The 22,456-nt window shown below is 59.1% G+C and carries 22 protein-coding genes; 6 read left to right on the forward strand and 16 right to left on the reverse strand.

The window, feature by feature from the left end; all coding sequences use genetic code 11:
* Window positions 1–46 precede the first annotated feature (46 nt).
* From WNZ14_RS21115 to WNZ14_RS21150, 8 genes are all read right to left on the reverse strand, one after another.
* Window positions 47–832, reverse strand: coding sequence for an ABC transporter permease (locus WNZ14_RS21115; protein ID WP_342870702.1), 786 nt, complete (start codon window positions 830–832; stop codon window positions 47–49).
* 67 nt (window positions 833–899) lie between these two features.
* Complete coding sequence (locus tag WNZ14_RS21120; RefSeq protein ID WP_342870663.1) at window positions 900–1,670, reverse strand: ABC transporter ATP-binding protein; 771 nt, start codon at window positions 1,668–1,670, stop codon at window positions 900–902.
* 86 nt (window positions 1,671–1,756) lie between these two features.
* The gene (locus WNZ14_RS21125) at window positions 1,757–2,791 is read right to left on the reverse strand and encodes an ABC transporter substrate-binding protein (protein ID WP_342870664.1); all 1,035 of its coding nucleotides are present in this window, start codon (window positions 2,789–2,791) and stop codon (window positions 1,757–1,759) included.
* Window positions 2,792–2,876: 85 nt separating this feature from the next.
* A complete protein-coding gene (locus tag WNZ14_RS21130; protein WP_342870665.1) occupies window positions 2,877–3,539 on the reverse strand; it encodes a GntR family transcriptional regulator in 663 nt (220 codons plus the stop codon).
* Between the two features lie 61 nt (window positions 3,540–3,600).
* A complete protein-coding gene (locus tag WNZ14_RS21135) occupies window positions 3,601–3,834 on the reverse strand; it encodes a hypothetical protein (RefSeq protein ID WP_342870666.1) in 234 nt (77 codons plus the stop codon).
* An 18-nt stretch (window positions 3,835–3,852) separates the two neighbouring features.
* The gene (locus WNZ14_RS21140) at window positions 3,853–5,058 is read right to left on the reverse strand and encodes an aminomethyltransferase family protein (RefSeq protein WP_342870667.1); all 1,206 of its coding nucleotides are present in this window, start codon (window positions 5,056–5,058) and stop codon (window positions 3,853–3,855) included.
* 1 nt (window position 5,059) lies between these two features.
* Window positions 5,060–6,571: an NAD(P)/FAD-dependent oxidoreductase gene (locus tag WNZ14_RS21145; protein ID WP_342870668.1), complete on the reverse strand. Its 1,512-nt coding sequence runs from the start codon at window positions 6,569–6,571 to the stop codon at window positions 5,060–5,062.
* Window positions 6,568–8,172: an NAD(P)/FAD-dependent oxidoreductase gene (locus tag WNZ14_RS21150; RefSeq protein WP_342870669.1), complete on the reverse strand. Its 1,605-nt coding sequence runs from the start codon at window positions 8,170–8,172 to the stop codon at window positions 6,568–6,570. Before WNZ14_RS21150 ends, WNZ14_RS21145 begins: the two co-directional genes overlap by 4 nt.
* A 103-nt stretch (window positions 8,173–8,275) precedes the next feature.
* Between WNZ14_RS21150 and WNZ14_RS21155 the strand changes: the two genes are divergently transcribed.
* From WNZ14_RS21155 to WNZ14_RS21170, 4 genes are all read left to right on the forward strand, one after another.
* Window positions 8,276–8,896 carry a TetR family transcriptional regulator C-terminal domain-containing protein gene (locus WNZ14_RS21155; protein WP_342870670.1) on the forward strand — a complete coding sequence of 207 codons (621 nt, stop codon included), beginning with the start codon at window positions 8,276–8,278 and terminating at the stop codon, window positions 8,894–8,896.
* A gap of 211 nt (window positions 8,897–9,107) precedes the next feature.
* Window positions 9,108–9,953: a methyltransferase domain-containing protein gene (locus WNZ14_RS21160; RefSeq protein ID WP_342870671.1), complete on the forward strand. Its 846-nt coding sequence runs from the start codon at window positions 9,108–9,110 to the stop codon at window positions 9,951–9,953.
* A gap of 117 nt (window positions 9,954–10,070) precedes the next feature.
* Window positions 10,071–10,670 carry a TetR family transcriptional regulator C-terminal domain-containing protein gene (locus WNZ14_RS21165; protein WP_342870703.1) on the forward strand — a complete coding sequence of 200 codons (600 nt, stop codon included), beginning with the start codon at window positions 10,071–10,073 and terminating at the stop codon, window positions 10,668–10,670.
* A gap of 80 nt (window positions 10,671–10,750) precedes the next feature.
* Entirely contained in the window at window positions 10,751–11,764 is a 1,014-nt protein-coding gene (locus tag WNZ14_RS21170) for an extracellular solute-binding protein (protein WP_342870704.1), read from the forward strand.
* Window positions 11,765–11,834: 70 nt separating this feature from the next.
* On the opposite strand, the gene WNZ14_RS21175 is transcribed toward WNZ14_RS21170, so the two are convergent.
* From WNZ14_RS21175 to WNZ14_RS21185, 3 genes are all read right to left on the reverse strand, one after another.
* A complete protein-coding gene (locus WNZ14_RS21175; RefSeq protein WP_342870705.1) occupies window positions 11,835–12,908 on the reverse strand; it encodes an ABC transporter ATP-binding protein in 1,074 nt (357 codons plus the stop codon).
* Between the two features lie 65 nt (window positions 12,909–12,973).
* On the reverse strand, window positions 12,974–13,780 hold the full coding sequence (locus WNZ14_RS21180) for an ABC transporter permease (protein ID WP_342870672.1): 807 nt from the start codon (window positions 13,778–13,780) through the stop codon (window positions 12,974–12,976).
* Window positions 13,777–14,631: an ABC transporter permease gene (locus WNZ14_RS21185; RefSeq protein ID WP_342870706.1), complete on the reverse strand. Its 855-nt coding sequence runs from the start codon at window positions 14,629–14,631 to the stop codon at window positions 13,777–13,779. Before WNZ14_RS21185 ends, WNZ14_RS21180 begins: the two co-directional genes overlap by 4 nt.
* Before the next feature lie 299 nt (window positions 14,632–14,930).
* On the opposite strand from WNZ14_RS21185, the gene WNZ14_RS21190 reads away from it, so the two are divergent.
* Window positions 14,931–16,325 (forward strand): aminotransferase, encoded by a 1,395-nt coding sequence (locus tag WNZ14_RS21190; protein WP_342870673.1) that lies wholly within the window; start codon window positions 14,931–14,933, stop codon window positions 16,323–16,325.
* A gap of 100 nt (window positions 16,326–16,425) precedes the next feature.
* On the opposite strand, the gene WNZ14_RS21195 is transcribed toward WNZ14_RS21190, so the two are convergent.
* The 5 genes from WNZ14_RS21195 to WNZ14_RS21215 all read right to left on the reverse strand — a co-directional run bounded on the left by WNZ14_RS21195 (window position 16,426) and on the right by WNZ14_RS21215 (window position 21,368).
* Window positions 16,426–17,628, reverse strand: a complete 1,203-nt coding sequence (locus WNZ14_RS21195) for an aromatic ring-hydroxylating dioxygenase subunit alpha (protein WP_342870674.1) — start codon at window positions 17,626–17,628, stop codon at window positions 16,426–16,428.
* A gap of 234 nt (window positions 17,629–17,862) precedes the next feature.
* Window positions 17,863–19,176, reverse strand: a complete 1,314-nt coding sequence (locus WNZ14_RS21200) for a TRAP transporter large permease (protein WP_342870675.1) — start codon at window positions 19,174–19,176, stop codon at window positions 17,863–17,865.
* Entirely contained in the window at window positions 19,169–19,675 is a 507-nt protein-coding gene (locus tag WNZ14_RS21205) for a TRAP transporter small permease subunit (protein ID WP_342870676.1), read from the reverse strand. Before WNZ14_RS21205 ends, WNZ14_RS21200 begins: the two co-directional genes overlap by 8 nt.
* A gap of 69 nt (window positions 19,676–19,744) precedes the next feature.
* Window positions 19,745–20,767: a TRAP transporter substrate-binding protein gene (locus WNZ14_RS21210; RefSeq protein ID WP_342870677.1), complete on the reverse strand. Its 1,023-nt coding sequence runs from the start codon at window positions 20,765–20,767 to the stop codon at window positions 19,745–19,747.
* Window positions 20,768–20,870: 103 nt separating this feature from the next.
* The gene (locus WNZ14_RS21215; RefSeq protein ID WP_342870678.1) at window positions 20,871–21,368 is read right to left on the reverse strand and encodes a MarR family winged helix-turn-helix transcriptional regulator; all 498 of its coding nucleotides are present in this window, start codon (window positions 21,366–21,368) and stop codon (window positions 20,871–20,873) included.
* Between the two features lie 160 nt (window positions 21,369–21,528).
* Between WNZ14_RS21215 and WNZ14_RS21220 the strand changes: the two genes are divergently transcribed.
* Window positions 21,529–22,446, forward strand: coding sequence for a PDR/VanB family oxidoreductase (locus WNZ14_RS21220; RefSeq protein ID WP_342870679.1), 918 nt, complete (start codon window positions 21,529–21,531; stop codon window positions 22,444–22,446).
* Window positions 22,447–22,456: the final 10 nt, after the last annotated feature.

A 22,456-nucleotide genomic window follows, 5' to 3' on the forward strand; every position in this document is an offset into this window, starting at 1 on the left:
GGCTCTTTGCAGCGTCCGGCCTTTTTTTGTTGCTGCCCGATAAGGATCAGGCGCGCCAGCTGAGCAGCATTCGCTCGGCTCGGCTGATAAGCCAGCCAACGGTCAGGCCAAGCACCGAGAGCATGGCAACGCCGGCGATCAGCTGGTCGGTTGCAAACAGCGCGCCGGCCATCAGGATGTAGGCGCCGATGCCGTATTCCGCGCCGATCATTTCAGCGGCGACCAGCAGGATGATGGCGATGGAGGCCGAGATGCGGAAGCCGGACAAGATTGCCGGCAGGGCGCCCGGAATGATGATCTTGCGAACGATCGACATCCAGGACAGCCCAAACGATTGCCCCATGCGGATCAGGTTGCGGTCGACATTGTCGACCCCGCCATAGGTGGCGATGACGGTTGGAAAGAAGACGCCGAACAGGATGGTCGCGACCTTCGAGCCTTCGCCAATGCCGAACCAGATGATGAACAGCGGCAGCAGCGCAATCTTCGGGATTGGAAACAGTGCCGATATGAACGGCGAGACCCCGGCGCGAACCAGCGAGAACAGGGCTATGGCCAATCCGACGAAGACGCCGATCAGGCTGCCCAGGCTCCAGCCGACGACCAGCCGGTAAAGGCTTGCGGAAAGGTGCTTCCAGATCATGCCGGTCTCGAACAGATCGGACATGGCGCCGGCGGCCTCAGACGGTGCTGGCAGGGCGATGTTGGAAATGAAGCCGGTCTGCGAGCCGATTTCCCACAGGATCACAAGCACGACAAACAAGAGCGGCGCAATGAACCGGTGCCTTGAGTGAACAAAGCCGCCGCCGCAGAACGGCACGGGTTTGACCATGCCCTGCGTGCTTTGTTGCAGATCGCTGACGTTGCGACGGGTGGCCTGTGGACGTTCGTTGGTGGCGTCAAGCGACATCGGACAGCTCCCGGTCGGCAGCGCGGGCCTCATCGCGCATGGCTTCCCAAAGCCTGCGCTGGATCGCAGCGGTTTCAGCGGGAAAATCAATCCGCTCGTTCAAAGGGATGTCGATGTCGACAATCTCGCGAATCTGTCCGGGTCGTCGTGACAGCATGACGATGCGATGCCCGAGCCGGACGGCTTCGGCCAGATTGTGGGTGATGTAGCAGGCGGAGAAGCCAACCTGCCCCCAGAGCTCGATCAGGTCGTCCATAAGCAGTTCGCGGGTCTGGCTGTCGAGCGCGGAGAGCGGCTCGTCCATCAGCATCACGGCCGGATTGACGGACAGCGCCCGGGCGATGGCGACGCGCTGCTTCATGCCGCCCGACAATTGGCGCGGCCAGGCGTTGGCGAATTCCGAAAGTTTGGTGCGGGCCAGCACATCGTCGATGATGGCTCGTGCCTTGTCCTTGCGGACCGAGTGATCCTCAAGCACCAGACTGATATTGCCCTCGACGGTGCGCCAAGGCAGCAGGGCGAAATCCTGGAAGACATAGGTAAGCGGGTTGAGGCTGTCTGAGGGCGGGTCTCCGGCAATCAGCGCGGCACCGGCATCGGGTTTTTCCAGCCCGCCCAGAATGCGCAACAGCGTTGACTTGCCGCAGCCCGAAGGGCCGACGATGCAGACGATTTCACCCGATCCGACCGACAGGGAAATGTCGCTCAAGACTTCAACATCACCATAGGAATGGCTGACGTGATCAAGGATCAGTTCCATGCGCGGGGCTTTCTGGTTTGGATCGTTGGGCGTGTTCCGCAGCGGTTTGTGCTGCGGAACACTGTTGGGCTGATCTATTGCAGCCCTTAGAAGGTCTCGACAAAGCTGGTGTCGACGAGATCGGCCATGGTGACGCCTTCAGGTGCCAAATTTTCTGACTGGAACCATTTCAGCTGGTCCTCGATGCTGCCGATATTGAGCTTTGCTCCGGCATTGATGCGCATGGCGCCGGCTGCAATGCGCGGGCCGGCCTTTTCGATCGGCTGGTCGGCATAGACATATTTGTGGACCATGCCGGTGATTTCGGCGACTTCGTCGGCGCTCATGGTCTTGTCGACAAAGGCCTCATTGTAGTCGGCGATACCCTTGGAAAGGCCGGCCAGAAACCGGGTCACCAGCTCGCGGTTTTCGGTGACATTCTTCGTCGATGTGAAGACGGTGGTGACCTGATAATTGTCGATGTAATCGGAAACCTTGCCGATTTCGACCACTTCAGGGCCCTTGGTCAGCGCACCGGCGATGTTCGGCACAATCGACCAGGCGTCGATCTGGCCCGATTTCAGCGCCGCGATTACTGCGGGCACCTTCTGCATCGGGGTGATCTTCAGCTCGGACCGGGCAAAGCCGGCCTTGTCGGCGATCTTGTGGGCCATGTAATGGAACGACGAGCCCTGAGTGGTGACGCCGAAGGTGTGGCCGGCAAGCTTGTCCGGGCTGGTGACGCCGGCGTCGAAGGCGGCCTTGGAGGCCAGGATCTTCTGGCCGGAAATTTCAGGAGTTTCCTGAAGCGCGCCGCCGATGATGCGGACGGCCCCCTTTTCGGCCAGGCTGATGAGACCACCGGAAATGGCGGTCATGCCAAAATCGATGTCGCCTGAAGCAATCGCAATGGCCATCGGCTGGGCGGCCTGGAAGCTGACGAATTCGACAGCGAGATCCTGTTCAGTGAAATAGCCCTTGCCTTCGGCAATGATGCTTGGCGAATGCGACGTCAGCGACAGGATGCCGATCTTGATGGCGTCTGCTGCCTGGGCGGCGGTAGACATTGACGCACTTGCGACAAGGCCGATTGCGGTGGCGGCGAACATGGAGATTGCCGTTCTGCGTGTAGTCTTGATCATGTGATCCTCCCTTTGGATGCTTTCGTGTCGATGGTACTCTCTCAGCACGTTGGCGCGATGCTCCTCCCGCGCGCTGATCGTGTTCTTACAAATTGCCGAAAGGCTCGAGAATGAGCTTTTCCAGCGCTTCGATGGCTTTCTGGTCATTGCGGGCAAGAACCGCGTCGACCAGCCGGTTGCGCATGGTTATCAGCTCCTCAGGCACGATGCCGCGTTCTTTCAGAACCGCGAAGCGGAACCGGCGGCTTTCGAAGAAGAGCCGGGACTGGAACTCGATCAACCGCGGCGAATTGCAGCGTGACACGAGAACGGCGTGAAACTCGCGATTGGCCTCGTCCCAATCGAGCGCCAATGCATCGATATCTCCCATGACCAGGTTATCCGCGCGATCAATAGCGTGGCGGGCTGCGATCAGTTCGCCCTCCCAGCGTACGGCGCCGTGTTTCATCGACCATTTGAGGCCAAGGCATTCGATTTCGGCGCGCAGCCGTGTGACGTCCTCGAGATCGGCCTGCGACGCAGACGCCACGCGAAAGCCGCGCTGGGTGCTGGCTTCGACAATGCCTTCATTGGCAAGCAATGTCAGCGCCTCGCGCAACGAGTGAGCGCTGCCGCCGTAGCGCTGGCGCAGATCTTCGATCTTCAGCCTTGAATCGGGAGGCAGTACGCCGAAGGAAATGTCCCTGCGCACCTGTTCGGCGATGAACTGCACGACCGTTGCCGCTTCGTCCTGCTTGAATCCGAACATCCGGATCTCCAAGAAACCAAAAAATATTGAAGAATTTGGTATTCGTTGAAGACAGGGAGAGTCAACCGGTTTTGTCGGTCGTCCGGCGGGAACGGGCGACTGCATCGGGATCCTCGGAATCAAGATTGCAGCATATGCGGTAGGCTTCTAGCGTTTCGGCGTGGAGTTTGCCGTGCTGGTAGAAATACATCGCCGCGCCATAGCGGTGCCAGCCTGACCCGGTCGCGCCAAGCGGCAGGGTCAACAGCTTGAGCTGCCGCTGGTCTTCCGCGCTCTCGGCCTTTATCTCAAGCATGATCCGCGCGCCATTGGGTCAAAAATCCGCCGGTGGAGTGGCTGAACGCCTCGGATGCACGAAAAAGGGCTTTGCAACAAGCTGGCATCTGGCCATGCGGCGCTGCCACCTGATCTCTTTCTGGAGGTAGATCTCCACCCACAGGTCATCGGTGACCGACTGGCCATAGGGGGCGTCGAGCCAGGCGTAGGCGATGTTGCGCTTGCAGGTTGGCGACCACAGGGCGGAGGTCACCTGGCCCACCTCGCGGGTCTTCCTGTGGTAGACCAGAGCATTGTGCGCGGGCTTGTCGCGCTCGATTTCGATCGCCACAAGTTTGCGCCGAGGCGTCTGTTTCGACAGATCGACAAGGGCGCGGCGGCCGTTGAAATGGGGTTTGTCGAGCGCTACCAGCCATTCAAAGCCTAGCTCGTAGGGCGTGTTGGCGCGATCGGGTCTGAGAACCGTTTGTGCTGAGAGGAAATCAATCTTTGGCAGCAGGAACCCGGCCTCGATGCGGGCCATCTCCAGCGCTTCGTAACCGATCACGCGCAGACCGCGAAGTTTTCCGGCATCCATCAGCGCGTCCCAGACCGTCAGCGCATCAGCAGGCTTGATCCAGAGCTCATAGCCGAGATCGCCGGTGAAGCCGGTACGGGAGATGGTGACAGCGGCGCCGCTGATTTCATATTCGGCGATCCCGAAAGTCTTGAGTGTCTCGATGCTCGCAAGCCCCAGATCCTTGAGCAGCGCACAGCTGGTCGGGCCCTGCAGCGCCAGCCCAGCGATGTCGCGGGTGACATCGTGGATTGCAACATCAAAGCCCCAGGCAATGTCTTCGAGCCAGGACAGTTGCGGTTCCTGGCAGCAGAGCCGGAATTCGGTGTCGGACAGGCGGAAGACCGTGCCGTCATCAACGACGTTGCCATCTTCATCGCACCAGATGCAGTAGGCGACGCGGCCCGGCTTCAGCTTGCGGATATCGCGGGTTACCAGCCGGTTGAGCACGGTTTCCGCGTCCGGCCCGGTGATGGCGTATTTGCACATCGGCGAGATGTCGAACAGCGTCGACTGGTTGCGGATGGCGAAATACTCGAACTCGACGTTGTCGAGCACCGACGGAGAGGCGTAGCCCATCCAGTTGACCCAGGACTGCTGACGATTTTGGTCAACCAGGCGATCATGGAAGGGCCCGGGTTCAAGCCCCATGGCCACCTGCGCGATTGATTTTGCCTTGGCAGCCATCTCAGTTTCCTCCGTCGCGAAGTGCTGTGCGCGCTGCATTGAAGCCGGGAGCGCCGGAAATGTCGCCTCCGGGATGGGCGCCTGCGCCGCACAGATAAAGGCCTTTGACCGGCATGCGGTACTGCGCCGCTCCGTCGAACGGGCGCAGCATCAACAGTTGATCGACCCGCAGCTCTCCATGATGCCAATGCCCGCCCGAGGCGCCGTAGCCGGTTTCGATGTCGACGGGCGACATCACGCGGCTGGCTGTGACAGCGGAGGCTATGCCGGGCAGTGCTTCTTCCAGTACGGCCATAACAGAGTTTGCGAGTTTTGACTTGGCTTCGTCGGTCCAGCCGCCGGTGAGATCATGGGGCGTGAACTGAGCGGAGACACACAGGCGTTTGGCTGTGGCATCATAGGTTGCTTCGAACACCGGCCGTTCCGGCATGTCGCCATATTTGGCGGCATTGAAGGATGTCTCGATCACCTGCATGGTGGGCGCGAATACCAGTCTCTGACCATGTTCGATCTTGCCGCCACTGGTTAGCGACGGCATTTCCGCAACATCGAAATCGAGGCGGCTGACCATGCCTTTGGATGCCATGTTGCGGCAGCGCCGAACGAACTCGCCATCGAGATGCTCGACGCCCAGCAGTGTCATCAGCGTGACCTTGGGCGAGGCGTTGGAGAACACTGTTGCGGCCGCGATCTCCTCGCCGGACTGAAGCCGCACGCCAGTCGCCTTGTCCTGATCGACCAGAATTTTTGCCACCGGCGCGCCGGTGCGGATTTCGCCGCCGGCGCTGGTCACGCAATCACTCAAGGCCTTGACCAGGGCGCCCGGACCGCCTTCGGGCATGACGCGAAGGCCGTGGCCGTGCGTTGATTGTGATGCCATGCGGTAGAGCAATGTGAGCACCGTTCCCGGAGACCGGGGACCCATGGCCCCGCCAAGAGTTGCGTCCATGGCGAGGACGCCGGCCAGAGGCCCGTCGCCGATTTCGTCGTTCAGCAGATCCCAGGCATTGGACAGGATGATGCGCAACAGATCGCGCATCTCGGTCTTGCCGAGCAGGCGCATCTTCAACGCCATCTTGGCCAGTCCCGCCATTTCACCAAGACTTGCCTTGCTAAGGCCCGGCGGGGATTGGAGCATCATCACGCCGAGCGCCTGTGCCTGACGGCCAAGGCGGGCGTGAAGCGTGGCGTAGTCATGTTCCGTGATGGCATCGGTGCCAGTCACGTGGCCACCGATGATACGCAATGGCGGTCCATCAGAGCCGAATGCGAGCGTCTCGACCGGCTTTGCGCCGTGGAGCCGTTTCTGGTCCAGCTGGAGCACTCTGGCGATTTCCGGGCGCAGTGCGTAGGGCAGGGGCGCGACACGGAAACTCGCATCGCCAAGCATGCCGCCGACATGATCGCGGGCTTCCAGCACCAGAACCGTCTTACCCTTGCGGGCAAGGACTGCCGCCGCGACGAGGCCATTGTGGCCCGCGCCGATGATGATTGCGTCGTATCGCGCGCTCATGCCGACATCCCCATGTCGATCTTGTGGCCGAGATCGCTGAGCACCTCGCGCGCCGCATTGGCGCCAGGCGCGCCCATGACGCCGCCGCCGGGATGGGTGGAGGAGCCGCACATATAGAGACCCTTGATCGGTGAACGATATTGCGCGTAGCCGGGCACCGGACGGTTGAACAGCAACTGATCAAAAGTCAGCTCACCCTGGAAGATGTTGCCCTCGGTCAGGCCAACCTGATCTTCGATATCCTTCGGGGTCCGGATTTCCTTGTGCACGATCAGCTTGCGGAAATCCGGGCTGTGGCGCTCGATCTTGGAGATCACGGTTTCGGCGAAAGCCTCGCGGTTGGTGTCGTCCCATTCGCCGTTCGCCAGCTCATAGGGTGCGTATTGCACGAAGATGGTGGCGTAATGTTTTCCGGGCGGGGCCATGGTCGGGTCGATCTGGGTCGGGATCAGGAAATCGACATAGGGACTGGCCGACCATTTTCCATCCTTCCAGTCGTCATAGGCGCGTTCGATCTCGGCCATGTCGTCCAGAAAATGCAGGTCACCGCGCAGGAAGGAGGCGTCTTTCGGAGCGCCGTTGAAGCTCGGCATGCCATCAAGCGCCACGTTGAGCTTGCCCGATGAGCCGCGAAAGCGGTAGCGCTTGACGCCCTTGACGAAATCCTGCGGCAGCTCCTTTTCGTCGGTGTGATCGATGAAGGTGCGGCGGACATCCATGCCTGACACGATTGTCTCAGCCTGCAGTTCGTCGCCGTTTTCGAGCACGACGCCGCGGACCTTGCCGTCCTTGACCGTGAAGTGGTCAAGCCCGGAGCCGGTGCGGATCTCGCCGCCGGAGGCTTCAAACGAGCGGGCCATGGCTTGGGTGATCGAGCCCATGCCGCCGCGGGCAAAGCCCCAGGCGCCGATCGCGCCATCGACTTCGCCCATGTAGTGGTGCAGCAGCACGTAAGCCGTTCCGGGAGAATAGGGGCCGAGGCCTGTACCGATGATGCCGGAGCCCGCGATATAGGCCTTGATCATCGGGGTCTCGAAATACTGGTCGAGATATTCGGCGATCGACATGGTCCAGAAACGAACGGTCTCCGCCATTTCGCTCGGGCCCAGATTGTGAAAGCGCTTGATGATGTAGAGGAGCTCGGCGATATCGCGCGGCTTCATCGACGCAGGGTCGGGGGCAGTGCGCAGCAGCAGTGGCTTGATGAACTTGCACTGGCGCATCACGGCGCGGGAATAGCGCTCATAGCCATCAGCATCGCGGGGCGAGTGACGGATCAGTTCCCGGCGCAGCGCGTCATGGTCAGACATATAGGCGAAGTAGTCGCCCTTGGAATCGAACACTGCGCCGCCTTCATAGGGGATCACCTGCAGGCCGTGTCTGGGCAGCTCGAGCGCGCGGATGATCTCCGGTCGCAGAAGCGAGCAGACGTAAGAGCAGTTCGAATAGGTCCAGCCGGGCGTCAGAGACAGGCTGACCGCCGCACCGCCGACATGATCTTCCTTTTCGACGATCAATGTCTTCAAACCGGCCCGGGCCATGAAGCAGGCAGCTGTCAAACCATTGTGGCCAGCTCCTACGATGATCGCGTCATATTTCATGGCCAGTCCCGGAATTGATAAAAACCAAGGCTAGAATAAACTGAGCGTTCAGTCAAAAAATTTGTTCTGTTATCTTTCCAGCCTCTGCGGTAGAGGTTTGCACATGACCCAAAACGCAGATGCTCAAAAGGTCTCGCCGACCAGCATTCGCACACAGGCACGAGTGATCGAGGCCGTGGTTGAAGTGGTTGCGCGTCATGGTATCAGCGGTACGACATTCGCCAGTGTTTCGGCCGCTGCCGGGGTGTCCCAGGGTGTGCTGGTCTTCCATTTCAAGAACAAGGAAGGCTTGCTGACCGAGGCCTTGTCGCGTTTGCTGCAGGAATATAAACAAGCCTGGCAGAAAGCGATCGCCGCCCCTGATCCGCTCGATCGTATTCTGGAACTGATCCGGATCGATTTTTGCCCCGAGATCTGCAACCAGACCAAACTTGCCTTGTGGTTTTCGTTTTGGGGGGAGGCGGGCACGCAGCAGCTCTACAACACGATTTGCGTTCAAGCCGAGATCGAGCGCAATGATGCAATGCTCCACAGCTGCCGCGATCTCGTGGGGACATCGGGAGGTCCAGACCCGGATCTACTGACCCAATCGATTGATGCCTTTACCGACGGCTTGTGGGTGCAGCTGCATTTGCAGGGCCACCCGCTCACGCGGGAGGAAGCGCTGCAATCAGCCTATGCGCATCTTCGGCTTCTCATTCCCGAGCATGCGCACAGGTTCTGAGCAGGACATTTGTCTGTCAATCAGCGACCCATACGGGTCGGTGTGACAGAGTGAACGGAGCAGGCATTCTCCGCCGTGCGGTGTGTTTTACAAGCCTGTTTCAGGCCCTCTTTCAGACTGCTATTGAATGAACGTTCAACAAATTTGTTGCATTGATAGCTCTTTGCGCCAATAATTCGCCAAATCGTTTGAGTGAGGAACACGACCCATCATGACGGATGGCTTTCCCAATTCGACACCAAGTGAGCCTGCCGGGGATGCGCCCGAAGGCGCTGCGCCTGAGTATGACGATACCGCGATCCGGTTTCTGGAAGCCTTGTGGGGCGAGGGGTTCCTGTCGCCCGGTGGACCAGACGAGGTGCGACGGGTTGTCACTGACATCGATCTTTCGGGCAGCCAGGTGCTTGATATCGGATGCGGGTCGGGCGGCATCACGCTGTTTCTGGCGCGCGAATATCAACCTGCAGGCATCGTCGGGTTTGATGTCGAGCAGCCGGTTGTTGATCTGGCGACGAAACGTGCCATGCAGCAGGGGCTTGCGGATCGGGCGAGCTTCGTGCGCGGCGCACCGGGGCCGCTGCCATTTCCGGACCAGAGTTTTGATGTGGTGTTTTCCAAGGATGCGCTCATTCATGTGGCCGACAAGGAGGCGCTGTTTGCAGACATCTACCGGGTGCTCAAGCCCGGTGGTCGTTTTGCCGCCAGTGACTGGCTGACCTCGCACGATGGCGAGCCATCCGAGGCGATGCGCGCCTATCTTGCCGCCGAGGGCCTGAGTTTCGGAATGGCGTCGGCTCAACGTTATGAAGGCGCAATGGAGAAGGCGGGCTTCACTGACGTGCGGACGGTCAACCGCAATGCCTGGTACCGAGAGGTGGCGCGGGCTGAGCTGGAGCGGCTCAAGGGCCCCCTTTATGGCCCGGTCGCCGAGGCAGTTGGTACCGACTACGTCGACAAGAACATCAAGACCTGGACCGCCATGCAGGCGGTGCTCGACAGCGGCGAACACTGCCCGACGCATGTGTTCGGAACCAGACCAGGTTCAAAGGCAAACTGATGAAGAAGGATCGAAACTCTGAGCTCAGTACGTAAGAATGAAACTGCGGCTCCGGTCACGCCGACCACGGAAGCGGCAAGGCGGCGTGAGCCCAAGGCGCTGCGCCGGGAGCAACTGATCAACGCCACGATCGATTCACTGGCAAAGCGCGGCTATGCGGCAACGACGCTTGCCGACGTGGCCGACGGTGCGGGATTGTCCCGCGGGATCGTCAATTTCCATTTCACCAGCAAGGACAATTTGCTGAGCGAAACCATCAAGTACCTGCAGGACGAGTACACGGCCAACTGGCTGGCGATGGTGGAAAAGGCGAAGGCGGATACGGCGTCACAATTGCTGGCATTGGTAACGGCTGATCTCGACAGGAAGATCTGCACCCACCGCAAGCTCGCCGCCTGGTTTGCCCTGATCACGGAAGCCAAGTCCCGGCCGACTTATCAAAAACTCGCCTGGGAGAGGGACGAAAAATACCGCACGACGCTGGCCTCGATGTGCACGCGGGCCAAAGAGGAGGGCGGATACGGCTTCGATGCGCAGAGCACGGCTGATGCGATCTATGCCATGCAGGAAGGCCTGTGGCTCCGAATGATGCTATTCGGCAAGAATTACAAGCGCGAGACAGCGCTCAAGGTCGTTCTCGATACCCTGTGCACAATATTTCCAAAGCACTTCGCAGCCGACGGTACGCCGTCGAAATTTCACGCAGAAGACTCATGAAGGAGATAAGAATGCAAAAAAAACAATCCAGAGGTTTGATTTTCAGTTTCGCGGTTGCCCTGTCGCTGAGCGCCGCGCCGATGACGGTGTCAGCCGCAGATGGTGAGCTGACCGTGTTTGACTGGGCGGGCTATGAAGACCCGGCGTTCCATCCGGCCTATGTCGAGAAAAACGGCGATTCGCCGACATTCGCGTTTTTCGGGGATGAGGAGGAAGCCTTCCAGAAGCTCAGGACCGGGTTCAGGGCCGATGTCGGGCACCCGTGCTCGCAGAGCGTGGTGAAGTGGCGCGATGCAGGACTGCTCAAGCCGCTTGATACCTCGCGGATTTCCGAATGGGACAACGTCCTGCCAGGCTTCAAGGCGATGAAGGACCTGATGACCACCGAGGACGGCCAGGCCTGGTTGGTGCCTTTCGAGTGGGGTAACACCGCCGTCACCTACCGGACTGACAAGGTCGATGAAGCGGACATCAAATCGTTGACGGCCTTTGCCGATCCGAAATTCAAGGACCGTGTATCGATCGGCGACAGTGTAGATGATGCCTATGCGCTTGCGTCGCTGGCGATTGGGCTGAAGGACTGGTCCAAGATGACCGATGCGCAATTCGATCAGGCTTCGGCGTTCCTGCGCGACGTTCACAAGAATGTCCGCCTCTACTGGACCGACAACACCGAGTTGAGCCAGGCTATGGCGGGCGAGGAAGTTGATCTGGCCTGGGCGTGGAATGAAACAGCGACCACGCTGAAGGCCGACGGGGTGCCTGTCGCCATCAAGAAGGACACCGACGAAGGCCTGTCGACATGGGTCTGCGGTTACGTGCTTTTGAAGGACGGCGAAGGCAGCGAAGACAAAGCCTATGATTACATCAATGCGACGCTCGACCCTGCGGTCTCGTCCTACATCGTTTCCGAATGGGGCTATGGCCACAGCAACGCGAACGGCATGGCTGCGATCGACGCCGAAACGCTTAAAGGCGCCGGCTATGATGACGTGTCATCGTTTGTCGACAAGACACTCTTCCAGTCGCCGGTTCCGGTGGAACTGAAGCAGAAGATGATCGCTGAATTCGAGAAGATCAAAGCCGGATACTGATTGGCGTCAGTCCGCTGTCCAAGACAAAGAAAAGGCGCCTTAACCGGCGCCTTTTTTGTATGGTGCAGGCTCAGCCCTGCATGATGACGAACGCATCCCTGTCATAGGTGATGCGGACATCCGAGCCGATAGGAATATCATCAGCCCCGAAATCGTTGGTCTCGACGATGGAGAGATGCTGGTTCTGGCCCTCTACGCCGACCGCGAGGGAGGTCACTTCGCCAAAGTAATTGCGATCAACCACCTTGCCGGTGACGATCGGATCAGCGGTTTCGCCCTCCCAGACGATGCGCAGCCGCTCGGGCCGTATGCCGATCATGGCCTTTGCCGGGTCAGAAATCGCCTTGCCCGAGAGATGCCCGCTGATGTCGCCGATACCGGGCAGGCTTGCCTTGAAGTCGGTGCCGCTGAGGGCGAGATGCGACGAGGTGAGGAAATTCATGCCCCCCAGGAAATCAGCGACCTGACGGGTGGCAGGGTTCTGGTAGATTTCCTTGGGGTCGGCGATCTGGGCGATCTGACCTGAAAACATCACCGCAATCCGGTCAGACATGCTCAGCGCTTCATACTGGTCGTGGGTGACCAGCACGAATGTAATGCCGATCTGGCGTTGCAGATGCCTGAGTTCGACCTGCATCTGCTCGCGCAATTGCTTGTCGAGCGCGGACAGCGGCTCATCGAGCAGCAGCACCTTGGGGCGCATCACCAGTGCCCGAGCCAGAGCGACGCGCTGGCGCTGTCCGCCGGAGAGCTGGTTGCCCATGCGCGGACCAAGCTGGGAGAGCTCGACCTGTGCCAGAGCCTCCTTGACCCGTTTTTCTTCCTCTGCCCGCCCCAACCGCAGCCGCTTCAAGCCGTAAGCGATGTTCTCCGACACATTGAGGTGGGGGAAGATGGCGTAGCTTTGAAAAACCATATTGGTCGGTCGCAAATTCGGCGGAATGCCGAGCATGGATTTGCCACCGATCAGAATCTCGCCGGAGGAGGGGTTGTCGAAGCCGCCGATCATCCTGAGAAGCGTGGTCTTGCCGCATCCCGACGGCCCAAGAAGCGAGAAGAACTCGCCTTCCCTGATCGAGGCGTTGAGGGTGTCGAGCGCGCGGAAGGTGCCGAAGCTCTTGTCGACATTCCTGATTTCAATCATCGGGGAGGCTGTCATGATTCACCTGCCGGCTTGGCCATATTAATGTTCAGCATCGGCTGTACTCCTCATGGGCGGACCGCCATTTTGCGCTCTGCCCGACGGCGGAAGAGTTCCGCGGCTGTAAGCAGAACAAGTGATGCGGCAATCAGGATGGAGCCGAGCGCCAGAACATTGGGCAGCTTGGCTGCGAAGCGCAGTTGCCCCCAGATGTAGACCGGCAGGGTCGGCTCGGTGCCGCTCAAGAAAAAGGCGAGGATGAATTCGTCGAGCGAAATGGTGAACGTCACCAGGACGCTGGAGACGATGGACGGCATCAGCATGGGCAGCGTCACGCGTCTGAGGGTTCCAAAGGCGGTTTCGCCGAGATCGCGCGAGGCTTCCTCCATGCTGGGGTCGAAGCCTTCGAAGCCCGAAACCAGAACGGTGACCGAATAGGGGACGCAGATCAGCAAGTGCCCGAGGATGACCGTGATCAGCGAGAGCTGCATGCCAAGGCCCAGCATCACCACGAGAAGGGAAATGGCGATGATGATCTCGGGCAGGATCAGCGGCGCCATGATCAGGCTGCTTGCCGCAGCCTTGCCGCGGAAACGGTGCCGTGTCATGGCGCGGGCGGCGCAAATGCCCAGAACAGTGCTCAGAAATGCTGCGCTTATGCCGACAATGAGCGAGTTCCATGCAGCGCCCTGCATGGCGGCGTTACCAGCCAGGCCCTCGTACCATTTGAGGGTGAAGCCAACCAATGGGAGCTTCGGCGTGGCTGAATCGTTGAAGGAAAAGATCGGCAGCAGCAGCACGGGGAAATAGAGGATCGCGACATAGATGATTACGTAGGTCGCCAGGATCCGTCTGGATGTGGGGAGGAACCTCATTTGAGAAGCCTCTTCGTGCCGGCGAGGAGCAGGACAATGGCGCCCGCGACCATCGAGACGATTACCATGGTGCTGACGGCAAGTGCTGCGCCCAGCGGCCAGTTGGAGGCCTTGCCGAACTGTACCTGAATGGCATTGGCGATCATTATGCCATCCTTGCCGCCGACCAGCTTGGGGGTGACATAATCGCCGACCGTTGGGATCATGACGATCATGAGAGCCGCAATGATACCGGGCATGGTGAGTGGCAGCGTTATCCTGAGAAAGCGGCGCACCGGGCCATCACCGAGGTCTGCTGCGGCTTCAAGAAGCGAGCGGTCGAGCTTTTCAAGCGAGACGAACAAGGGCAGGATCGCGAAGGCGGCCCAGCTGTGGGCCAGTGTGATGATCACCGCGTTGACGTTGTAGATCAGCGAGCTCAGGGGCTCGGCAATGATGCCCAGATAAAGCAGGGTTTCGTTGAGCACGCCCTTGTAGCCGAGGATCACCTTCCACGACAGAATTCTGAGAAGATAGCCTGACCAGAACGGGACGGTGATGATGAACAGCCAGAGACCTTTGTAACGGCCGCCGTAAAATGACACGAACCAGGCGACCGGATAGGCGAGAATGACGGTGACAAAAGCAACGGTGACCGACACGAAAAGCGAGCGCATCAGCAGGTCGCGATAGATCGGCTCGGTCAGCGCCGCCTTGTAGTTTTTCAAAGTGAAGGTGTGGTCGATGGTCAGGTAGTCCTGCGACCAGAAGCTGTTCGCCACAATCACGATGATCGGCCCGATCAGCAGCAGCATGGCGTAAAGCAGCGGCGGAGAAATGGTCAGCCAGCCCTTGCCGGATTCAGAGCGCATGAACCGTGTGATCGGTGTCTGACCGCCGGCGTGCGGCATCGGCAGTGTGGGGGCAGATGGATCCAAATGCAGTTCCTCGCCGTGACCGGATATGCCAGCGGTTCCCATGCCGGCTTTCAGAGCGCCCGTCCTTCTGGGCAGGGCCCGGAACAAGTCGTCCCGATTTGAAGCCAAAAGAGAGTTGAATGCAAGCCGTTTTTCTGCCAAATTGACTGAACAGCCATTCAGTAACTCATCCAGATGGTGCCGCAAAGCTGTTGTAATCCGGTGCCGCGCATACCTCTCGGAAAGTCCGTATCATGTCCGCAAATCAAGCCAATCTGTACAAGAAGTCCACGCAGGATGCGGCTGATCACCTCGTTCAGCCGTGGCCATCGGCTGGTTCGATCGGCGCTGAATCGCGCGGCATGCTCGGGTCAGGCGAGGGGGTGTATGTGCATGACGAGAAGGGGCGCAAGCTGATCGATGGTCCGGCCGGGATGTGGTGCACCAATGTTGGTCACCGCAACGAAATCCTCGCAGATGCTCTCAAGGAGCAGGCGATGGAGCTGTCCTACAATTCTCCCTGGTACACATCCAACGAGCCATCGGCGGAGCTGGCGCGGCGCATTGCCGAGCATGCCCCGGGCGATCTCAACCACGTGTTCTTCACAACCGGTGGATCAACGGCGGTCGAGAGTGCGCTTCGGTTCGCGCAGTTCTACAACAATGTGCGAGGGCTTGAAGGAAAGAAGAAGATCATCTGCCGGGACGGCGGATATCATGGCAGCACCTATCTGTCGGCAAGTCTGAACGGCAGCCAGCGATCGCGAAACTGGATGGATTTCGCAGATGACATGATGATCCGGCTGTCCTGCCCCGATCCTTTCCGTCGCCCCAAGGACATGAGCCTCGAGGCTTTCCGTGATCAGCTTGTGGCCGAGTTTGCCGAGGCGGTCCGTGTCAACGGGGCCGAGAATATTGCAGCCTTTGTCGGCGAGCCGATCATGGCATCGGGTGGCGTCATCATTCCGCCGGAGGGATATTTCAAGGCGATCCGGGACATCTGCAGCGCAAACGACATCCTGTTTATTGCCGACGAAGTGGTGACCGCTTTTGGCAGGCTCGGGCATGTGTTTGCATCCGAAGCGTGCTTTGATGTCGTGCCGGACATTATCACCTTCGCCAAGGGCGTTACCTCGGGCTATTTCCCGCTGGGTGGCATGGTGGTGTCAGACCGGTTGCTCTCGGGCCTCAGGGCTTCCAATCATCCCGAAGCGATGTATGCGCACGGATTGACCTATTCCAGCCATCCGATCGGTTGTGCGGTGGCGTTGAAAAACCTCGACATACTTGAAGATAACCTGCTCGAGTATGCACGCGAAATCACGCCCTATTTTCACGAGAAGATGAAAATGCTGGAAGAGCTGGAACTAGTCGGCGAGGTCAGGGGTATGGGGCTGATGGCCTGCATCGAGTGCGTTGCCGACCGCGAAAGCCACAACCCGATCCGGCTTGACACCGAAGTCGGCGTCCGGATCGACCGGCATTGCCAGGAACTGGGTCTGCTGGTCCGGCCGCTGGTGCATATGTGCGTGATGTCGCCGCCGCTGGTGATTACCCGCGACCAGATCGACACCATGGCAGGCATCCTGCATGAGGGGATTTCGCGGACCATGCGTGACCTGCGCCAGGAAGGGATCTGGCAGGGTTAGGCGCTTCGCCAATCACCTGAATCCTCGGACCTCCAAAACAAAACACCCGCCCCGAAAAAAAACGGGCGGGTGTTTGTGTCTCAATCGTTTGAGTGGTCGATCAGAAGTTGATTGTCATCTCGGAATTCAGCCGTGCCACGTCATCTTCTTTGGGCCGCTCCGCCAGTGTGCTGATCGGCAGGACCGCACGGATATGGTCGTGGTGGCTGCGCACGCCATATTCCAGATCCGACAGATAGAAGCCCTTGAAAGCGCTCGAATTCATCGCCTCGTTCGACCATTCGGTCAGCTGGACGTCTTCACCCATGGTTTCCTGGTCAATGCGGACTGCAAGTTTGCGTGCCACGGTCTGTTGCCGAGTTTCGTCGCGGTAGCGGTAGATGGACCCGCGCAGCAGGGTTTCGCCGGTGGAGAGCGGGAACTCCTGATAGAACTGCACCAGTTCCGGCGTTACAGCGATGACGGCATTTGGGAACATGCCGTAGTAGACCCAGGCGCGCTTGAGATAGTCCGGCATACCGGGGCGTGGCTGCATGGCCTTGAGATAGTTGCGCACACTCCAGCGGCGTCCACTCTCGTTGCAATCGGCATAGGATCTCGACATGCCGTCGACAAAAGGCTCATCGAAATAGGACCGTCCATAGAGGTCCTGCAGGGCCGGGTGAGCGAGCGCGACATGGTAGCCTTCGTTGTCGACGTCGCGAACGGATTTCCAGTTGACCTTGGAGACCATGGTCCAGATCTCGCCAGTTGGCACCATGTCGGCGATGTCGAAATGGGCGATTTCCTCGGCGAAAGGCTGGAACATCTCGGCGACCGAGGCTTGCATGCCTTTCTCAAAACGAACAAAGACGAAGCCGTTCCAGATTTCAGCTTCAAGCGGCTGCAACCCGAACTCGTTCTTGTCCAGATCGGGGAAGGATTTCGGCCGCGCGGCACCGCGGAGCGTACCGTCAAGATTGTAGACCCAACCATGGAAAGGGCACACGAGAGCGCCCTTGCAGGAGCCTTGCTCATCGGCCACGACGCGGGCGCCGCGATGTCGGCACATGTTGTGGAATGCCCGTACTTCGCCATCTGCGCCGCGCATGACCAGCGCCCGCTCGCCGCACATGTCGAAGGCGATGTAGTTGCCAGGCTCCGCCAGATCAGAGACATGGCAGGCGATCTGCCAGTGCTTGCGGAACAACTCGCGCTTCTCAAGCTCCAGAAACGCCGCGCTGTGATAGGTCCAACCGGGCAGGCCGCAGCGGTCCCAATTCTCGGGTATCGAAATATCGCGATGGGAAATGGGGCTGTTCATATGGCACCTAAAATTTGAGTAATCACTCAGAAAATAGGATGATCGAGCGGCGACGTCAAGTCGAACGGGCTTTCAGGCACAGCCAGCATGCATCAATACGGACTTCTTGCTGCCGAACCGATGCATGCGGGGGAGATAGAGCGAATGCTTTTCTGTGTGACGTTGACTGTTGGTCCAGCTTTCATTGGACCTGATGTCGGGGAACCCTGAACAACTTTCGCCTTTGGCCTGATGTTACATCTGCGACGGCAGAAACAGCACCAGCCACGGAAACAGGACCAGGATCAGCAAGCGGACGATGTCCATCATCCAGAACGGCGTGACGCCCTTGAAGATGGTGCCAACGGAGATGTCGCCGACCACGCTTTTCAGGATGAAGACGTTCAATCCGACCGGCGGGGTGATCAGGCTGATTTCGGTCACCACGACGACGATGATGCCGAACCAGACCGGATCGTAACCAAGTCCGATGACGATCGGGAAGAAGATCGGAACGGTCAGCAGCAGCATGGAGAGGCTTTCGAACACACAGCCGAGCGCCACGTAGATGAGGAGGATGACCGTCATCACCAGCCACGGAGAGAGGTCGGCGCTGACGATCATATCGCGCAAGCCTTCGGGCAAGCCTGCGTAGTTGACGAAGTTCGAGAAGATCCAGGCGCCGATCAGCACGCTGAAAAGCTGCGCGGTGGTTGTCGCGGTTTCCTTGAGCACCGTGAGGGTTTCGCTGACCGAAAGTGTGCCGCGGAAGAGCGCAATCAGGAAGGCCCCCATCGCGCCCATGCCCGCGGCTTCAGTGGGCGAGAATGTGAGGTGGATTGGCCAGAAATCGAGCGCGCCGTAAAGCCCGCCGATGACAAGGAAAAACAGCAGCAGAACGGACCAGACGCCGCTCAGGGCCTGTAATTTCTCTGAAAGGCTGAAGCGTCGGCCGGCGGGCCCTGCGGCCGGGTTGCGGTAGACCGAGATCTGGACCGCGACGAGGTAGAACAGGATGCCGAGAATGCCGGGTACGATTCCGGCGATGAACAGCTTGCCGATGGAGGTTTCGGTCAGAAGGCCGTAGATCACCAGGATGACGGAGGGCGGTATCAGGATGCCCAGTGTGCCGCCGGCAGCGATTGATGCTGATGACAGTTCGTCCGAATATCCGAGCTTGCGCATTTCCGGCATCACCACCTTGGACATGGTGGCGGCGGTGGCGAGCGATGATCCGCAGATGGCCGCAAAGCCGCCGCATGCGGCAATCGTCGCCATTGCAAGGCCGCCGCGGAAATGGCCGAGAAAGGCGTTCGAGACCTGATAGAGTTCACGGCTGATGCCGCCCTTGTTGACAAAAAGGCCCATCAGAATGAACAGCGGCACAACCGACAATCCGTAATCCTGACTGGTATCGATGATCAGTCGCGACACAAGCGAGATCGCGGCGACGAAATTGGTCTCGTAGGTCATGCCGACCATGCCGACGATGCCCATGGCGAACGCAATAGGCATGCGCAGCAGCACCAGCAACAGCACTGCCGCAAAACCGATCAGGGATTCAATCATTTGCGCCTCGGAGCAGGTCTGGCTTGAAGAGAATGACCAGCCCGCGAAGCGCCATGGTTATGGCGGTCACAAGCGTCATGAAGGCAATGAACCAGGTGATGTAGAAAACCGGGATCGAGAGATACTCGGTCAGATCCCCGTAGCTGCGCGCACGTGCGGCCAGATCAAACGATCGCATCGCAGGCCATACGAGCAGAACGCCGCAAGCAAGCGTGATCAGGCCATCGAGAATGCGTTCGACACCAGCACGGCGAAACAGAGGGTCGAGGAGATCAACCACGATATGATCGGCCCTGCCAGATACGACGGGAAGGGCAGAGAACACGATCACTGCCATGGCAATGCGTGTGAGCTCGGTGGCGGCCTCTATGGGGGCGGAAAAGGTGGAGCGCATGATGACATCGGCAAATGTCAGCACCATCAACACGAACAATGTCGCTGCGGCGAGGAGCATTGGCAACTCCGTCAGCCGGTTCAACACTCTGGCGATTGATTTCATTGCAGGCTCCTTGGGGCAGGCTCCTCAGGGGCAGATTTGCGGGCGCGCGATGGCGCGCCCGCAAAAATGTTACTTGCCGTAGGATGCCATTGTCGACGCCACCATCTCGTGGGCAGCGTCAGCATCGATACCCAGAGCCGAAATTTCGGCCAGGACCTTTGTGCGAACACGAGCCGCCATTTCCGCAAACTTGGCCTGGTCTTCTGCACTGGCAACGACGATCTTGTTGTCGCCCGAGGCCATGGTGGCCTCGCGCGCCTGCTCGTCACTCTTGTCCCAGGCGATGCCCATCATCTTCGATGCCGGTTCGCCGAAGACCTTTGCTTCGAGAGCTGCCTGCACGTCCTCAGGCATGGAAGCGAACTTGTCTTCGCTCATGATCACGGCAAAAGCGCCACGATAGAAGCCGCCGGGCATTTCGTAGACGTTCTTGGCGACTTCATTGAGCTTGAAGCTGATGCGCTCGCCCATGTTCATGGCTACCGCATCGGCAGCGCCTGAAGACAGGGTCTCGTAGACCTTGGGAGCTGGCACCTGAATGCCGATGAGTCCGAGTTCAGCGCCGACGTCAGCTGAAACGCCGCCGCCGAGACGGGTCTTGAGACCCTGCAGGTCAGTCAGCGTATTGACCGGCTTGTTGGAGTGGATCTGGCCGGGGCCATGGGTGGTCAGCGCAATGACCTTGGTGCCCTTGAACTCATTGAGCTGGGCAAGATACTTGTCGTACGCCTGCCAGTAGGCGACGGATGCGGCTTCCGCATTGCCTTCATAACCGGGAAGTTCGATCAGCTTGGTGCCGACAAAGCGGCCTGGCTGATAGCCGGGGAAAATGATGGTGATATCGGCCGCGCCATCGAGGATAAGATCCATCTGCGCCGGCGGTGGGGCCAGGCCCATCTTGATCTCGCCGCTGACCTTGCCATCGGTGGCTTCCTCCATCATTCCGATGAGGCCCTGAAGCATCTCGGTGTTGATCGGATGCGATGGCGGCAGCCAGCTTGAGATGGTCAGGTTGATGTCAGCAGCCATTGCCGACGCGGAAAAGCCAACCGCCAGCACCGTGCTCGCGAATAGTGTCCCAATCTTTTTCATGCGCTTCCTCCCAGAAAGTGCGGTCAGAAGTTCATTTCCTGACCGCGAAGACAGAAACATGCAATATCATATAAAAACATGCAATGTCATCTATCAACGTTTTTCAGGAATTCGCTTTCTCGGCATTTTGACCGAGATGATCGGGATGGTCTGATTCAAGATGCTGGATGAGTGCGCGCAGGGTATCCTTGATCTCCGCGCCGTTTCTGCTCTTGAATGATGTGAGCAAATCCAACTCGTGCCTCTTTGCGTCTGCAACCAGTTCCTCGGCGAGCGAACGCCCTTTGGCCGTCAGGAAAACACGTACGCGACGACCGTCTTTCGGATCGCTTCGGCGTTTGACCAGGCCGCGCGCGTCCATCTGTATGATGATCTTTGTAAGCCGCGATTGCTCAATCATGGCGTAGCGTGCAAGCTCGGTCACCATGGAGCCGTCAGTATCAGTGAGACAGGCCAGGACCCGCCATTCGGGAGCGCGTAGCCCGCGTGTGCGCACATGGCCGTGAAAGCGCGCGCTTGCCGCCTCGCTGGCGGCTGCCAGCAGGTAAAGCAGGTAATTAGGGACAAAGGGGTCCTTGCCGTCTTCGAGTATGTTGCTCATCCGGATTCCGCGCTATCAAGGGGAGCTTTCATCGCATCCCGTGATTGTATGTTCAACAAAAACCTCTTGACAACAAATATATGAAAATTCATGTTTCTTGATAGAGGAGAACGTGAAATTGGTTGAGCCGATGAAATTGAAAGTCGTGTCAGCACGTAAAGTGACCGATAAAGTTCGGGAGCTTGTGTTTGTTCGCAGCGATGGTGGCGAGCTTGCGGGCTATGCGCCCGGTGCGCATGTCAAATTTCAGCTGCCCTCAGGGGAACGGTCCTATTCGCTGATCGATTTCAAGCCTGTTTCCGGCGACGGTGGCCCCGGCGAATATCGCTTTGCGGTTCAACTCGAGATGCAAAGCACCGGCGGGTCGCAGCATATGCACGATTTGGCGGTCGGCGACGAGGCCGTCGTTTCACCGCCCGGCAATGATTTCCCGTTGGTCCCGAACGCGCCGGCTCTGCTGATTGCGGGCGGCATCGGCATCACACCGATGATCAGCATGGCAACTGCACTTGCCTTTGCTGCAACCCCGTTCCGGTTTCACTATGCCGGCCGCACCAGCTCGGCGATGGCTTACCGGGATGAGCTTGCGGCAGCATTTGGCGATCAGCTGACATTACATTTTGATGATCAGCCGGACACAGCGCTCAATCTGCAGAAGCTTGCTGCATCAGTTGGCGAGGATGAGCATGTCTACGTGTGCGGCCCGAAGGGAATGATCGACGCGGTGAAATCGGCAATGGAAACCGCGGGCATTGCAGCGGACCGGGTGCATTTTGAACTGTTCACATCTGCAGCCGAGCAGTCTGGAGACGTGGCTTTCGAGGTCGAGGTTCATGCCACCGGTGAGGTCTTTACCGTACCGCCCGGAAAAACCATTATCGAAGTGCTCGAAGACGGTGGAGTTGATCTCATCCACGATTGCCTGCGGGGTGATTGCGGGATCTGCAAGACCGATATTATTGATGGCGTGCCCGATCATCGGGATGTTGTGCTGAGTGACAGTGAGAAAGCCGAAGGCAAGGTGATGCAGATTTGCGTGAGCCGGGCGAAATCAGCCCGCCTCGTGCTCGATCTCTAGGGGAGATATC

Source organism: Hoeflea sp. AS60 (assembly GCF_038900115.1).
Classification (GTDB): domain Bacteria; phylum Pseudomonadota; class Alphaproteobacteria; order Rhizobiales; family Rhizobiaceae; genus Hoeflea.